Source organism: Tissierella pigra (assembly GCF_009695605.1).
GTDB lineage: Bacteria > Bacillota > Clostridia > Tissierellales > Tissierellaceae > Tissierella > Tissierella pigra.
The window spans coordinates 50,206-65,585 of the sequence record NZ_VUNQ01000003.1 but is presented as its reverse complement, the minus strand read 5'-3'; the positions used below and the strand labels follow the sequence as shown (position 1 = coordinate 65,585).

The 15,380-nt window shown below is 30.7% G+C and carries 15 protein-coding genes; 13 read left to right on the top strand and 2 right to left on the bottom strand.

What is annotated here, in order from left to right; translation table 11 throughout:
• Positions 1-4 precede the first annotated feature (4 nt).
• The 13 genes from purE (at position 5) to FYJ83_RS02350 (ending at position 12,532) form a co-directional block, all read left to right on the top strand.
• A complete protein-coding gene (gene purE, locus FYJ83_RS02410) occupies positions 5-490 on the top strand; it encodes a 5-(carboxyamino)imidazole ribonucleotide mutase (RefSeq protein WP_154438742.1) in 486 nt (161 codons plus the stop codon).
• A gap of 166 nt (positions 491-656) precedes the next feature.
• Positions 657-1,994, top strand: coding sequence for an amidophosphoribosyltransferase (gene purF, locus FYJ83_RS02405; RefSeq protein ID WP_154438740.1), 1,338 nt, complete (start codon positions 657-659; stop codon positions 1,992-1,994).
• A gap of 32 nt (positions 1,995-2,026) precedes the next feature.
• Positions 2,027-3,061: a phosphoribosylformylglycinamidine cyclo-ligase gene (gene purM, locus FYJ83_RS02400; RefSeq protein ID WP_154438738.1), complete on the top strand. Its 1,035-nt coding sequence runs from the start codon at positions 2,027-2,029 to the stop codon at positions 3,059-3,061.
• Positions 3,049-3,672: a phosphoribosylglycinamide formyltransferase gene (gene purN / locus FYJ83_RS02395; RefSeq protein WP_154438736.1), complete on the top strand. Its 624-nt coding sequence runs from the start codon at positions 3,049-3,051 to the stop codon at positions 3,670-3,672. Before purM ends, purN begins: the two co-directional genes overlap by 13 nt.
• A 10-nt stretch (positions 3,673-3,682) precedes the next feature.
• Positions 3,683-5,215: a bifunctional phosphoribosylaminoimidazolecarboxamide formyltransferase/IMP cyclohydrolase gene (purH, locus tag FYJ83_RS02390; RefSeq protein ID WP_268233499.1), complete on the top strand. Its 1,533-nt coding sequence runs from the start codon at positions 3,683-3,685 to the stop codon at positions 5,213-5,215.
• A gap of 16 nt (positions 5,216-5,231) precedes the next feature.
• The gene (purD, locus tag FYJ83_RS02385) at positions 5,232-6,485 is read left to right on the top strand and encodes a phosphoribosylamine--glycine ligase (protein WP_154438732.1); all 1,254 of its coding nucleotides are present in this window, start codon (positions 5,232-5,234) and stop codon (positions 6,483-6,485) included.
• Between the two features lie 242 nt (positions 6,486-6,727).
• On the top strand, positions 6,728-8,398 hold the full coding sequence (locus FYJ83_RS02380; RefSeq protein WP_216585521.1) for a formate--tetrahydrofolate ligase: 1,671 nt from the start codon (positions 6,728-6,730) through the stop codon (positions 8,396-8,398).
• A 96-nt stretch (positions 8,399-8,494) separates the two neighbouring features.
• Positions 8,495-8,800, top strand: coding sequence for a YerC/YecD family TrpR-related protein (locus FYJ83_RS02375; RefSeq protein ID WP_154438730.1), 306 nt, complete (start codon positions 8,495-8,497; stop codon positions 8,798-8,800).
• Between the two features lie 69 nt (positions 8,801-8,869).
• Entirely contained in the window at positions 8,870-9,460 is a 591-nt protein-coding gene (locus FYJ83_RS02370; RefSeq protein ID WP_154438729.1) for a metal-dependent hydrolase, read from the top strand.
• 30 nt (positions 9,461-9,490) lie between these two features.
• Complete coding sequence (locus FYJ83_RS02365; protein ID WP_154438727.1) at positions 9,491-10,462, top strand: dipeptidase; 972 nt, start codon at positions 9,491-9,493, stop codon at positions 10,460-10,462.
• 126 nt (positions 10,463-10,588) lie between these two features.
• Positions 10,589-11,623, top strand: a complete 1,035-nt coding sequence (locus FYJ83_RS02360; protein WP_154438725.1) for an HD-GYP domain-containing protein — start codon at positions 10,589-10,591, stop codon at positions 11,621-11,623.
• A 28-nt stretch (positions 11,624-11,651) separates the two neighbouring features.
• On the top strand, positions 11,652-12,071 hold the full coding sequence (locus FYJ83_RS02355) for a bacteriohemerythrin (protein WP_216585977.1): 420 nt from the start codon (positions 11,652-11,654) through the stop codon (positions 12,069-12,071).
• Positions 12,071-12,532, top strand: coding sequence for a chemotaxis protein CheX (locus FYJ83_RS02350; protein WP_154438721.1), 462 nt, complete (start codon positions 12,071-12,073; stop codon positions 12,530-12,532). The genes FYJ83_RS02355 and FYJ83_RS02350 overlap by 1 nt, the downstream gene beginning before the upstream one ends.
• Positions 12,533-12,558: 26 nt before the next feature.
• On the opposite strand, the gene FYJ83_RS02345 is transcribed toward FYJ83_RS02350, so the two are convergent.
• The gene (locus FYJ83_RS02345; RefSeq protein ID WP_154438719.1) at positions 12,559-13,398 is read right to left on the bottom strand and encodes a glycerophosphodiester phosphodiesterase family protein; all 840 of its coding nucleotides are present in this window, start codon (positions 13,396-13,398) and stop codon (positions 12,559-12,561) included.
• A gap of 18 nt (positions 13,399-13,416) precedes the next feature.
• On the bottom strand, positions 13,417-14,700 hold the full coding sequence (locus FYJ83_RS02340; protein WP_154438717.1) for an MFS transporter: 1,284 nt from the start codon (positions 14,698-14,700) through the stop codon (positions 13,417-13,419).
• Positions 14,701-15,380 lie beyond the last annotated feature (680 nt).

Below are 15,380 nucleotides of genomic sequence, written 5' to 3'. Positions count from 1 at the left end.
TAATATGAAGGTTAGTATATTAATGGGAAGCATATCAGATAAAGGAATATCAGAAAAGGTTACTAAAATATTTGATAAATTTGGCGTAGAATATGAAACTAGGGTAATATCAGCCCATAGAACTCCATATAAAGCAGTAGAATTTGCTGAAAATGCTGAGGCAAATGGAACAGAAGTGATTATTGCCATAGCAGGAAAGGCAGCACATTTAGCAGGAGTATTAGCAGGAGTAACTCCTCTGCCAGTAATAGGAATTCCAGCAAAATCTTCAACTATGGACGGACTTGACTCACTTCTTTCAGTGGTACAAATGCCAAAGGGTGTACCAGTGGCAACTGTTGCCATAGATGGGGGAGAGAATGGAGGACTTTTAGCAGTTCAAATGCTCTCTATTAAATATCCTGAACTAAGGGAAAAGTTTAAGGAATATAAGAAAGAAATGGAAAAAGAAGTAGAAAAAATTGATTATGACCTAACCCAACAAGCGTAGCGAGTTGTAGGTAGGTCAAACGCAATGAGCACCAAATTCATGCGACCGTTAGGAAGCAAATGAATTTGAGTTGCGAAACTGTGGGAAATGACCTAACACAGCGAAAGCAGTGAGTAAATAGATTTGTGTTTCGAGACTGTAAACAAAATAGGAAGAAGGTGCAGCTTTGAGTGGAGTTGTGGGAATTTACAGTAAGGAAAGAAATAATGTATCAAATATAATATATTATGGACTATATGCCTTACAGCATAGAGGTCAAGTAAGCACTGGAATTGCAGTAAATAACAATGGATTTGTAGACTACTTCAAAGACTTAGGGTTAGTTCATGAAGTCTTTCCAAAGGAAACTATGGAGAGACTTCGAGGAAATATTGGTATAGGTCATATAAGATATGCAACTACTGGAGATACAACGACAGTTAATGCACAGCCTTTAGTTGTAGGATATAGAAAAGGAGCTTTGGCCTTAGCTCATGATGGTGCAGTAGTAAATTTTGAAAAACTAAGAGATGGACTTGAGGATCAAGGTGCTATATTTCAATCGGAACTAGATACAGAGGTAATAGCAAATCTAATCGCCAGATACCATAAAGATAATATAGAAGATGCCATAATAAAAGCATTGGACGATATAAATGGAACCTATGGATTAGTCATAATGACAACAGATAAGCTAATAGGAGCAAGGGACCAATATGGAGTTAAGTCCCTTTCCATAGGGAAATTAGGAGAAGATTATATTTTAGCTTCAGAAACCTGTGCCTTTGACACCATAGGAGCAGAATTCATAAGAGATGTAGAGCCAGGTGAGATAGTTGTTATAGATGAAAATGGATTAGAATCCATTAGAAGAAAATCCTATGATAAAAAGTTATGTTTATTTGAAATAATATATTTTGCAAGACCAGATAGTAAACTTGATAATAAAAGTATTTACTTATCAAGAATAGAAGCAGGAAAACAATTAGTAGTAGAATCACCAGTAGATGGAGACATAGTAATAGGAGCACCAGACTCAGGAACCATACCTGCCATAGGATATGCAGAAGGTTCTAAAATTCCTTATGCTGAGGGTTTAATAAAAAATAGATATGTAGGTAGAACTTTTATACAACCAACTCAGGAACTAAGAGAGCAGGGAGTTAGAATCAAATTAAATGTTTTAAAGGAAAATGTAGAAGGTAAAAGAGTAATCTTAGTAGACGATTCCATAGTTAGGGGAACTACAATAAAAAGAACTATTGAAATGATAAAAAATGCAGGAGCAAAGGAAATTCATGTAAGAATATCTTCACCTCCAGTATTACACCCTTGCTATCTAGGTATGGATACTCCAACTAGAGAGAACTTAATAGCAGCTCAAATGTCTAAAGAGGAAATACGAAAATTAATAGGAGCAGATTCCCTAGAGTATTTATCTTTAGAAGGATTACTAAAGGCAGCAGGTGGCTGTGAATTCTGTACTGGGTGTTTAGATGGAAATTACCCAATCCATAAAGAATAACTAACTGCTAATTAGCGAAAGGAGAGAAGGCATTGAGCTTAACGTATAAAGATGCAGGTGTAGATAAAGAAGCGGGATATAAAGAGGTACAGCTTATTAAAGGAATGATTAAGAAAACTCATATTCCAGGAGTTTTATCGGATATAGGAGGATTTGCAGGACTTTTTCAACTAGATACTAAATCCTTTGAAGAACCTGTTTTAGTGTCTGGAACAGACGGAGTAGGTACAAAACTTAGACTTGCATTTATGATGGATAAACACAATACCATAGGAGAAGATTGTGTAGCAATGTGTGCCAATGATATTTTATGTCAAGGTGCTAAGCCTTTATTTTTCTTAGACTATATTGCTACAGGAAAACTTATTCCTGAGAAAATGGCAAGTATAGTGGAAGGTGTATCAAATGGCTGTATAAAAGCACAATGTGCATTAATAGGTGGAGAAACAGCTGAAATGCCTGGATTTTATAAGGATGAGGAATACGATGTAGCAGGATTTTGTGTTGGAGTAGTAGATAAGAAGAAAATAATAAATGGCTCAACTATAGAAGAAGGGGACTATATACTAGGTCTGCCTTCCAGCGGAGTTCATAGTAATGGTTTTTCCTTAGTGAGAAAAATCGTATTTGATAAAATGAATTTAAACTTAGATGAGTATATAGAGGAACTAGGAAGTACTTTAGGAGAAGAACTCTTAAAACCAACAAGAATATATACAAATCCAGTATATGATTTAGTACAGAAATTTAATGTTAAAGGACTTAGTCATATAACAGGTGGGGGATTTTATGAAAATATTCCAAGAATGTTACCTACTGAATTGGCTGTTCATATAAACACTACTGAAATAAATACACCACCTATATTTAACTTGTTGCAGAAATGGGGGGGAGTTCCCCTTGATGAAATGTACGCTACATTTAATATGGGAATAGGTATGGTTATGGCAGTGGATAAAAATGAGTTGGAAGGTATTGGGAAATTCTTAGAAGAAAAAGGAGAAGAATTTGTAATCCTAGGTGAAGTTAAAAAAGGTTCAGAAGGAGTAGTACTATGCCACCAGTAAAAATTGGAGTTTTAATCTCTGGTGGAGGGACTAATTTACAATCAATAATAGATAATATTAAAACTGGAAACATCAATGGTGAAATAAAATTGATTATTTCCAATAAAGAAGCAGCTTATGGATTAACTAGAGGAAAAGAATCAGGAATCGAAAGTATATATATAAGTAGAAAAAGATTTGATTCAGAGGAAGATTATAATTCTAAGTTAATAGAGGAATTCAAAAAAAGAGATGTAGAATTAATAGTTTTAGCAGGATATTTAAAAGTCTTATCTAAAGAGTTCATTCATGAATTTAAAAACAGAATAATAAATATTCATCCTTCATTAATACCAAGTTTCTGTGGGAAAGGTTATTATGGTGAAAATGTTCATAAAGAAGTATTAAATTATGGAGTCAAAATTACAGGAGCTACAGTTCATTTTGTAGATGAAGGAACTGATACAGGACCTATTATACTCCAAGAATCAATAGAAGTAGAATCCTTTGATACAATAGATACATTGAAAGCAAAAGTATTAGAGGTAGAACATAAGATTTTGGTACAAGGGGTTAAGCTATATTGTGAAAATAGATTATCCATTGAAGGAAGAAAAGTGATTATAAACTAGAGGTGAGATGATGAAAAGGGCGTTAATAAGTGTTTTTCATAAGGAAGGTATAGTTGAGTTTGCATCTCAGTTAAGAGATTTAGGTTGGGAAATAATTTCAACTGGTGGTACATTTAAAATTCTTCAAGAAGCGGGAATAGAAGTAATAGAAGTTGAAGATGTGACTAAATTTCCAGAAATCTTAGATGGAAGAGTAAAGACTCTAAACCCATATATCCATGGTGGATTACTGTATAGGAGAGATGATGAAAATCATATAAAAACCATTAAAGATATGGAAATAAACCCTATAGATATAGTAGTAAATAATCTTTATCCCTTTGAAGAAACTATAAAAAGACAGGGAGTTACCCATGAAGAGATTATAGAAAATATAGATATTGGTGGTCCATCTATGATTAGAGCTGCAGCTAAAAACTATAATGATGTAACTGTAATAGTGGACCCAAAGGATTATGACATAGTATTAAAGGAATTAAAAGAAAGCAACACTACTACCATAAAAACAAGACAATATTTAGCAAGAAAAGTGTTTAATTATACTGCTTATTATGACACTTTAATATCCAATTATTTCAATGAAATAGAAGAAGTTAAATTCCCAGAAAAATTGACCTTGGCTTATAAAACTAAAGAAGAATTAAGATATGGAGAAAACCCTCATCAAGGAGCAGCCTTTTATAAAGAAATAGGAAAGACAGAAGGAACCATTGCAGGAGCAGTACAAATCCATGGTAAAGAACTTTCCTTTAACAATATTAATGATGCCAATGGTGCAATAGATGCTTTGAAAGTATTTAATGAACCTACTGTAGTAGCAGTGAAACATGCTAATCCTTGTGGTATAGGCAGTGGAAATGATTTATCAGAAGCCTATGAAAAGGCTTATGAATGTGATAAAGAGTCTATATTTGGTGGTATAGTTGCTGCCAATAGAGAAATAGATGAGGAAGTTGCTAAAAGGTTAAATAGTATATTTATTGAAATAGTCATTGCACCATCATTTACAGAAAAGGCAATAGAAATACTTACAGAGAAGAAAAACATAAGAATTTTAGAAATAAAAGATATATTGGATAGAAAATATAAAGAGTTAGATATGAAAAAGGTAATAGGTGGACTTTTAGTACAAGACAGAGATACTGTTTTATTAAAAGAAGAACTACAAGTGGCTACAAAAAGAAATCCTACTGAAGGAGAAATGGAAGATTTATTGTTTGCATGGAAGGCTGCAAAAGCTGTAAAATCTAATGGAGTAGTTATAGTTAAAAATAAAGGAACCATAGGTATTGGTCTAGGAGAAGTAAACAGATCATGGGCAGTGAAAAATGCCATAGATAGGGCAGGAGAAAATATTCAAGGAGGGGTTTTAGCTTCCGATGGATTTTTCCCTTTCAAAGATTCCATAGAACTTTTAAATGAAGCAGGAATAAAAGCAATAATTCAGCCAGGAGGTTCTATAAAGGATAAAGAAGTAATAGAAGAGGCAGATAAAAATAATATGACTATGATATTTACAGGTATAAGGCATTTCAAACATTAATACGGGAGGGAATGAGATGAAAGTATTAGTATTAGGCAGTGGTGGTAGAGAACATGCCTTATGTTGGAAAATTGCTAAAAGCAATAAAGTAAGTAAGATTTATTGTGCTCCAGGAAATGGGGGCACAGCTGAAATAGCTGAAAATATAGATATAAATGTAGATGAAATAGATAATTTGTTACAATTTGCACTTAAAAATAATATAGATTTAACTGTAGTAGGTCCTGAACAACCTTTAGTTTTAGGTATTGTAGATAAATTTCAAGAAAATGGATTAAGGATTTTTGGTGTAAATAAAGAATGTGCTAGATTAGAAGGAAGTAAAGAGTTTTCCAAGGAATTTATGGAAAAATACAATGTACCTACTGCTAAATATAGAGCTTTTACAGTTTTAGAAGAAGCTATAGAAGGAATAAAGGAGTTTTCATATCCTTTAGTTATAAAGGCTGATGGACTATGTGCAGGAAAAGGTGTAATTATTTGTTACAGTGAAGATGAAGCTAAGAAAACACTTAAAGATATTTTAGGCAATAAAATATTTGGTGAAGAGGGAAATAAGGTTGTTATAGAGGAGTTTTTAGACGGAATTGAAACATCACTGCTTTGTGTGGTGACAAAGGGTAAAATAATTCCTATGGAATCTGCTAAGGACTATAAAAAAATATATGAAGATGATAAAGGATCAAATACTGGCGGTGTGGGATGTATATCCCCTAGTCCTATATTTAATGAGGAATTGAGCAAAAAAATTGAAGAGAATATATTAAAAAATATTAGATATGGTTTAGATAAAGAAGATTTAGATTTTAGAGGAATACTTTTTATTGGATTAATGATAGTAAATGGAGACCCAAAAGTATTAGAATTTAATACAAGATTTGGAGATCCAGAAACTGAAGTATTGATTCCAAGACTTGATTCAGACATAGTAGATTTATTTGAAAAGACCATAGACGGAAGTTTTATGGAATCAGATTTAAAATGGAATAACAATAGAGCTATAACAGTAGTTTTGACATCAGGAGGCTATCCTGAAAAATACGAAAAAGGATTTAAAATAACTGGAATAGATGATGTAGATAAAGATACTATAGTATTTCACAATGGTACAAAAATGATAAATAAAGATTTAGTAACTAATGGGGGACGAGTTTTATCTGTTGTAAGTTTAGGAAAAACCATAGAAGACACTAGAGATAAAGTTTATAACGATATAGAAAAAATTAAATTCAGTAATATATATTATAGAAAAGATATAGGGAAATTTTAATAATTATAGCACTTTAAAATAAAAAAGCAGGGAAACCTGCTTTTTATTATTGAAAATGATTCCAAATTTTTGATAATTCTGCTATAATACTATATAGTACTACAGATCAATTTCTAACCACTATAGAATTTCAAATAATTGCATGATTAGTATATAAAAATAGGGTATATATCTAAATGGGTATAAATCTTTATACAATCATAAATAATATGTAGTACAATTAATATAGAGGAGGAATACAAGTGAAAACAGACGTTCAAATTGCACAAGAAGCGAAAATGCTTCCTATAGTTGATGTTGCATCTAAATTAGGAATTGACGAAGATCATTTAATACAATATGGTAAATATAAAGCAAAAGTATCCCTAGGATTACTAGATGAGATGAAAGACAAGCCAGATGGAAAATTAATTTTAGTTACAGCAATTAACCCAACTCCAGCAGGAGAAGGTAAAACTACTACAAATATAGGTCTTTCCATGGGATTAAACAAAATTGGCAAGAGTGCTATAACAGCTCTAAGAGAACCTTCTTTAGGACCTAGCTTTGGAGTTAAAGGTGGAGCAGCTGGTGGAGGATATGCACAAGTAGTACCAATGGAAGATATTAACTTACACTTTACAGGAGACTTCCATGCAATAACTACGGCTCATAACTTGATTTCTGCTTTACTAGATAATCATATTCATCAAGGAAATGTATTGAATATAGATCCAAGAAGAGTAGTATGGAAAAGAGTTCTTGATATGAATGATAGAGCTTTAAGAGACATTGTAGTAGGATTAGGTGGAAAACCAAATGGTATGCCTAGACAAGATGGATTTGATATTACAGTTGCATCAGAAATAATGGCAATCTTCTGTTTATCAAAAGACTTAGAAGACTTTAAAGCTAGAGTAGGAGAAATAATAGTAGCATATAAATTTGATGGCAGTCCAGTATTTGCTAAAGATTTAAATGCACAGGGTGCAGTAGCTTTACTTATGAAAGATGCAGTAAATCCTAACCTTGTTCAAACATTGGAAAATACACCAGCATTAATTCACGGTGGACCATTTGCAAACATTGCCCATGGATGTAACTCAATGCTAGCAACAAAATTAGCTTTAAAAATGGCTGAATATACAGTAACAGAAGCAGGATTTGGTGCTGATTTAGGTGCTGAGAAATTCTTTGATATTAAGTGTAGATTTGGTGGCTTAAAACCAGATGCTGCAGTAATAGTAGCTACAATAAGAGCACTAAAATATAACGGTGGAGTTAAGAAAGATGAACTAGGAAGTGAAAATCTAGAGGCATTAGCTAAAGGATTTGCTAACTTAGAAAAACATATAGAAAATATAAATAAATTTGGAGTACCAGCAATAGTAGCTATAAACAACTTCCCAACAGATACAGAAGCTGAACTTAAATATGTACTTGATAGATGTAAAGAATTAGGTGCTGAAGCAGTTCTTTCAGAAGTGTGGGGTAAAGGTGGAGAAGGTGGAGTAGCTATGGCTGAAGCTGTAGTAAGAGTTTGTGAAACTAAAGAATCTAACTTTAAACCAATTTACGATGTAGAAGAAACAATTAAAGCTAAGATTGAAAAAATAGCTAAAGAAGTTTATGGAGCAGATGGAGTAGACTTTACAAAAGCTTGCGAAAAAACTATAGCTAATATAGAAAAATTAGGATTTGATAAAATGCCAATTTGTATGGCAAAAACTCAATACTCTTTATCAGATGATCCAACATTACTTGGTAGACCAAGTGGATTTAGAATTACTGTAAGAGATATAAGAGTATCAAGAGGAGCTGGTTTCTTAGTAGCATTAACTGGAGAAATTATGACAATGCCAGGATTACCAAAAGTTCCAGCAGCCAACAATATTGATATATTACCAAGTGGGGAAATAGTAGGATTATTCTAAGATAACTCAATATAATAGCTGGGTTTGCCCAGCTATTATATTGGTTATGAAACTTGAGTACTTTAATATGACACTATGATTCTGGGAGGAAGAAAAATGGAGTTTAATTCAAAGATAAAATCAGATCAAGTAGATAGCTTTTTTGAAGCGATTTTACTTCTGGAAAATCAAGAAGAATGTTATAGATTTTTTGAAGATATATGTACAATAAAGGAAATCCAAGCAATAGCACAGAGATTAGAGGTAGCTAAACTTCTTAAAACAAATAAGACTTATAATGAAATAGAGTCTGAAACAGGTGCTAGTACTGCAACTATAAGTAGAATCAATAGATCATTAAATTATGGCTCAGAAGGATATAATATAGTACTTAAAAAATTAGGGATAATAGAGGAGAAATAATAAGGGGACTAAATAATTGTCCCTTACTTTTTGGATTAAAAAGGAATAGACAGCAATAGGAGAGTATTTATGACAGGAAAAACACATATGGCAATAGGAATCACAGCAGCTCTAACTATATCCTATGGGCAACCCTTAGAAAATCAGTTTATAATAGTAGTGGCTTCGGCAATAAGTTCTTTAATTCCAGATTTAGACCACCCAAAAGGTAAAATAAATCAGAAGATATTATTGATTAAAAATAATTTTTATAGAGTTTTATTTTATATATTTATAGGAGGTATATTTATATATTTATATTACCTAATGAAATCCAAGATTTTTTTGTTTCTTGGTATAGGATCTTTTCTCGTAGGTATTTCAAGTCATCGAGGTTTTACACATAGTATAATGGGCTTTCTTGCATCAACATCTATAGTATCACTAGGTAAATTAGATTATGGATTAGATGCCATATATTCCGGATTTATAATAGGATATTTCTTACATATAGTAGCAGACTTATTCACTTCCAAAGGAGTAAAATTATTCTATCCCTTAAATAACAATATATCTTTTCCCATTACAATTAAGACCAATAGTAAATTTGAAAGTATGATATTTAGATTATTAGTTATTTATTGTGTTTGTATATTATTTATTCAGATAATGATAATATAACTGAAAACTATTGTTAGGAGTGTTATGATTATGTTATTTGATATACATGGAGATATATGGGCTGATGTAACTGAAAAAAGAAAAAAAGGCTTGAAAAATATTATTAGAGATTATCATTTGGAAAGATTTAAAAAAGGTAATATGGTTGGAGGAATATTTGTTATATGGATTGACCCTCCACATACTAGTAGACCAAAGGAAAGACTTATTGAAAATATTAAGGCTATGAGTGTAGAATTATGGGAAAGCAAAGACATAATAAAGGTAATATACAATAGTAATGACTTCTATCAAGCCATGGACGAAAAGAAAATTGCAGTCTTACTAGGATTAGAAGGATTAAGTGGAATTGGTGAGGAGATAGAAAATATATATACTTTGTATCAATTAGGATTTAGGCATGGAAGTTTAACATGGAATGAAGAGAATTCTTTAGGAACTGGAGCAAGAGGAACTCTAAATAGAGGTCTTACTGCTTTGGGTAAAGAAGCCATTGGGATTATGGAATCCATAGGAATGATTTTAGATGTTAGTCATGCCAACGATAAAACTTTTTGGGATATTTATAATGTAGCAAGAAAACCATTTATAGCATCTCACTCTAATTCAAGGACACTATGTAATGTTCCAAGGAATTTAACTGATGAACAAATAAAGGCAATTGGAGAAGTAAATGGACTTGTGGGGATAAATGCCTTTAATGAATTTATTCATGAAGATAAAAATAAGAGAAATGTAGATTACTTAATAAATCATATTGAGCATATTATAAACCTCATAGGAATAGATAAAGTTGCTTTGGGATTCGACTTTTTTGAATATATTGGAAAAGATGCAGCTAATACTTTTATTGAAGATGATTATATAGGAACTAAAGGATTAGAAAATATTTCTAAGGGAAAGGACTTTATATTGAAGCTTAAAGAAAGAGGATTTACTAAAGAAGATATAGAAAAAATAGGGTATAAAAATTTTTTGAATTTAATGGATAGGATATTATAGAAGACAGGAGAAGATTTCTCTTGTCTTTTTAAGTGGAAATTTAAAGCAAATTGTTGTTTTATATTTTTTTTTAATATATAATTGTATTAAAATGGGAAATCAACTATTTCTTAAAGGGGCGATAACTTGAGTAAAAATATAGAGGTTACAAAACTAGATATAGGTATGATTTTAGATAGGGATGTAATGGACTTTAAAACTGGAGTTATATTGATTCCAAAAAATACAGTTATAACCAAAGAATTAATTGATAAATTAATTATTAATAAAGTTGATGATGTTTTTATACGGGAAGAAGAAATTCCTAAATTGATTTATAATAATGATTTGAAAGAGTCCTATAATAATTTAGGCGACATCTTAGATAATATATTTGATGAAGTTAAAATGGAGAACAAACTAGAAACAGATAAAATATTAAAAGTAATGAATGATTTTGTAGATGAAGTGTCTAAAGAAAGAGATATACTTACTCAAATGAGATTATTAAAGAAAAAAGACGATTATACATTTAACCACAGCTTGGGAGTGTCTATATTATCCATTGCCTTAGGTAAATGGTTGGGACTTTCTAAAAATCAAATTTTTGATTTATCCATAGCCGCACTTTTTCACGATTTGGGGAAATTAAAGATATCACAAGATATAATAAATAAACCTAGTAAATTAACTGAAGATGAAGCTATGGAGATGAAAAAACATTCATTTTATGGTTATAAAATACTTTTAGATACAAAAAAGTTTAATAATGATATTTTATTAGGGGTATTGCAGCATCATGAAAAAATAGATGGTACAGGTTATCCAAATGGGGTTAGTGAGAAGGATATACATCTATATGCTAAAATAATAGCTATATGTGATATATATCATGCACTTACATCTAATAGGGTATATAAACATAAGGATTCACCCCTTAGAGCAGCAGATTATCTTAGACAAGAAAGTTTTACATCTTTAGATTCGCATATTACACAAGTATTCTTAAAGAACATTTCTAGATTTTATGTAGGGAACACCGTTTTGCTAAGTGATGGTACCACTGGAATAATAGTATATGTACATCCACAGGACGAAACTAAACCCATAATAAAAACAGGAGATAAGTTTGTGGATTTTCTTAAAGAGCAGGATATAGAAATATTAGATATAGTAGTATAGTATTTATATAGAAAGTAGGGGTATTATGATGTGGAAAGATAAATATAGAATAGGTGTAGATTTAATTGATGACCAGCATATAGAGCTTTTCAAAAGACTATCGGAATTCATAAAAATTGTTCAAGATAAAGAAAGACCATGGGAAGATAGATTGGACAATGTGAAAGAAACTATGGAATTTATGAAAGACTATGTAGTGTTTCACTTTGATGATGAAGAAGAATACCAAAAATCCATTGGTTATCCTGATATTGAAATACACAAAGAAGCACATAGAGTTTTTAAAGAAGGAGTTAATGACTACGTTAAAATATTTGAACAAGGAGAATTCACTGAAGAAAAGTTACAGGAATTTAGTGCAAAACTTATGACATGGTTAATTATGCACGTTGGTAAGATGGATCAAAAAATTGGGGAGTATGTAAATAGCAAAGAGGTGGAAGCATAATGAAAGCAGAATATGTAAATTCATTCTATGGAGCAACTCAAGATGTATTTCGTCTAATGCTTGATTTACCAGTAGAAAAAGGCGACTTAAAAGTAATAGAAGGAATGGTATGTAGCAAAGAAACAAATATACTGTTGGGAATTACAGGAGATTTAAAGGGATCAATCCTATTTGGTTTTAAAAATAATACAGCATTGGAAATGGTTAAGATAATGTCAGGTATGGAACTAAATGAAATAGATAATTTTGTTTCTTCTGCCTTAGGAGAGGTAGCAAATATAATTGGTGGAAATGCAGTAACAAATTTAACATCATATGATTATATATGTGATATTACTCCGCCACAGGTTATTGTGGGAGAGTATAAATCAATGTCAGCAGCAAATAAGAAATCATTACTTATACCGTTGAAAACTGATATTGGTGAATTTGATGTAAATATATTTTTAGTGGAAAAGTAAATATAAAAAACTAGCTATGGAAAATCTTAGCTAGTTTTTTTATATGAATTATTAGGTATGAAATTTTCAAATATAAATAAATCAAATCGGTTTAAATATTTTTCTAACTCTAATTTTGATGGAATAGTATATGCTACTGTAGCAATACCATAAAATTTTCTACATAGAATCAAAGAAAGATTATTATAATATCTGTAATCATAGGCAATAAAATTAGGCTTAGTTAGAAAATTAAACAATAAATATTGTAATAAAAATGATACTAATTTATTCTGTTCTTTTTTATCTTTAAGATAATTCATAGAAAGTTGTCCCCTAATAACTTTAGGTCTATTTTTCTTATACCAAATAACAGCTAAGGGATTAAAAGATTCTACACAATAAACACCCTTATAACCATCTAAATAAGAAGCAACTACTGAACAAACTGACATATCATTTGAGCTAGATTTTATTTCTACAATTAAAGGTACTTGTCCATTGACTAAATCCAACAATTCCTTTAAATGAGGAATCTTTTCCTTTGAATCAAATAAATTTAGTTTTCTTAATTCATTAAAAGTCAATTCATTAACATTTTTATCTATACCACATACTCTATTTAAATTAAAATCATGGAATATAACAGGAATACCATCTTTTGATAACTGAACATCAAATTCTATTCCAAAATTATTTTGCACTGCTAAACTAAAGGCAGCCAAAGAGTTTTCAGGTGTAATGTGCTTTTCTTTGTGAAATCCTCTATGGGTATAATATTTGTTCACAAATTTACTTAAATCAGGTTTATTTACTATCTTTGGCATTATAAACAAAAAATAAAAAATGATTATAATAAAAATAAATTTCACAATAAAAGTAAACATCAACTACACTCCTTAAAATTAGTCTTCCAAATCAAAATGTTCCAATGTACTTCCTTTTTTCACAGGTTTAGAATCTCCATGGTGAACCATTAACATTGTACATAAAGATAATAGAGAGAATATAAAGGAGTATGGAAATAAGGTTTTATAGGACACATTTTCCAGTAAAAAGCCAGATAATATAGGAGTGAAAATTTGTGCAGACATGGAAAACGTATAATATAAGCCAGTATATTTTCCTATATCAGAGTTACGGCTCATTTCAACAACCATAGGATACGAATTGACACTAATGGCAGCCCATCCAATGCCTGTAAATGCAAATACTAAATTGATTAATGGTGAATAGGTCTTGAATAAAAAACCACAAAAATAAGAAGCACTCATTAGTAAAATTCCACCAATAATTGTTTTCTTTCTACCTATGCTACTGGATACAATTCCTATAGGTATATAGGAAAGAATAGCAGCACCTGTAGCAACCATAAGAGCATTGGCAAAGCCTCCACCTTGTAAACCCCAAACTATAGTAGCGTATCTAGAAAATGCAGTAGTAACAGCATTATAAGCTGTAAACCATAAGAAAATTGATGCTAACAAAAAACCTAAGCTCCTTTTTATATCCTTGTCCATTGCTGTGCTAGAATTCAAACTACCTAAGTTCAATTCTTCATCTTCATATGAATCAATCATGGCTACTTCTTTAGATAATCTATTTTCTCTAATGGTAATTACAAGAATTATAACTGAAAATACCATTAAAATAGCAACGGCTAAAAATATACTCGTATAATTAGGTGAAGCTTCTTTAGGAATTAATATGCTAATCATTAAAAGAGTAAAGATAGCTCCTACTGCACCCATAAGATTGATTATGGAATTTGCCTTACTTCTAAGGACTTTAGGTGTAAGGTCAGGCATTAATGCAACAGCAGGTGAACGATAAATACTCATGGAAATCAATACTACTCCTAAAGATATAAAAAACAACATAAAGTTTTGACTATTATTTGCTACAGGAATTAACATCATACATATAACAGCTATGGTTGTCCCAATAATAATAAAGGGAGTCCTTTTTCCAAAAGGAGTATTTATCTTATCAGAAAGAGTACCAAAGAAAGGAAGTAAAAATAATGCCAGTATGTTATCTAGAGCCATTATAGTTCCTGTCATAGTTTCTCCAATTCCAAAGGTATTGTGTAAAATAAGAGGTATTATATTATCATATAATTGCCAAAAAGAAGAAATCGATAAAAATGCTAAACCAATAAAAAACGTTCGTTTATAATTTAGTTTCATAAAACCCTCCTTAATCATTGAATTTACTATTATTATAGCATTGGAAAAGAATTTAAACAACGGATATTATAAATGGAAAGTTAATGCAGATTATTAAGTAAAAGAAGAATTAGTTGAGATCAAAAATATTAAGAATAGAAATAGTTAATAATATAACCTTAGAACTCATTATGAGTTCTTTTTTGAAATATCATATTAAAAAAATTTAAGCCTTATTTTAGTAGTAAAATTATGGTAAGATTTATATTAATAATTTAAAATGCAATTAATAGACAATAAAGTTAATTGTATTACTCAAACTTCGCATATAAATATTCTCTTGTAAACCTTAAAAATTCAATATTCGACCAGAACTATATATACCTTATATTGCTTTTAAGAACATAAACCCTAAAAACACTTCATTTTGATTTGTATGACACCTTACAATTAGATTTAAGGATAGCAAAAAATAATATCAGTACGACAAAACCTATGTTTTGTGCTATATTTGTCGAAAATAGGCGAACGAAATAAGTGGACTTTACCATTCTTGTATGTTAATTTATATACAAAATAACCTCATAGATTTATTGAGTATTTCCAAATTTCATTGTTTAAGATATATAAATCTTGTGTAGGTTAAAACACACTTGTGTATCTACAAACTTGAAGTTAAGTTTAGTCAACTATTGAAACTA

Excerpts from the sequence above, each read along its gene's own strand:
- purE (WP_154438742.1), top strand. The coding sequence starts at position 5 with ATGAAGGTTAGTATATTAATGGGAAGCATATCAGATAAAGGAATATCA.
- FYJ83_RS02365 (WP_154438727.1), top strand. The coding sequence starts at position 9,491 with ATGTTATTTGATATACATGGAGATATATGGGCTGATGTAACTGAAAAA.
- purH (WP_268233499.1), top strand. The coding sequence starts at position 3,683 with ATGAAAAGGGCGTTAATAAGTGTTTTTCATAAGGAAGGTATAGTTGAG.
- FYJ83_RS02375 (WP_154438730.1), top strand. The coding sequence starts at position 8,495 with ATGGAGTTTAATTCAAAGATAAAATCAGATCAAGTAGATAGCTTTTTT.
- FYJ83_RS02340 (WP_154438717.1), bottom strand. The coding sequence starts at position 14,700 with ATGAAACTAAATTATAAACGAACGTTTTTTATTGGTTTAGCATTTTTA.
- FYJ83_RS02350 (WP_154438721.1), top strand. The coding sequence starts at position 12,071 with ATGAAAGCAGAATATGTAAATTCATTCTATGGAGCAACTCAAGATGTA.
- FYJ83_RS02355 (WP_216585977.1), top strand. The coding sequence starts at position 11,652 with ATGTGGAAAGATAAATATAGAATAGGTGTAGATTTAATTGATGACCAG.
- purD (WP_154438732.1), top strand. The coding sequence starts at position 5,232 with ATGAAAGTATTAGTATTAGGCAGTGGTGGTAGAGAACATGCCTTATGT.
- purN (WP_154438736.1), top strand. The coding sequence starts at position 3,049 with ATGCCACCAGTAAAAATTGGAGTTTTAATCTCTGGTGGAGGGACTAAT.
- FYJ83_RS02370 (WP_154438729.1), top strand. The coding sequence starts at position 8,870 with ATGACAGGAAAAACACATATGGCAATAGGAATCACAGCAGCTCTAACT.
- FYJ83_RS02345 (WP_154438719.1), bottom strand. The coding sequence starts at position 13,398 with ATGTTTACTTTTATTGTGAAATTTATTTTTATTATAATCATTTTTTAT.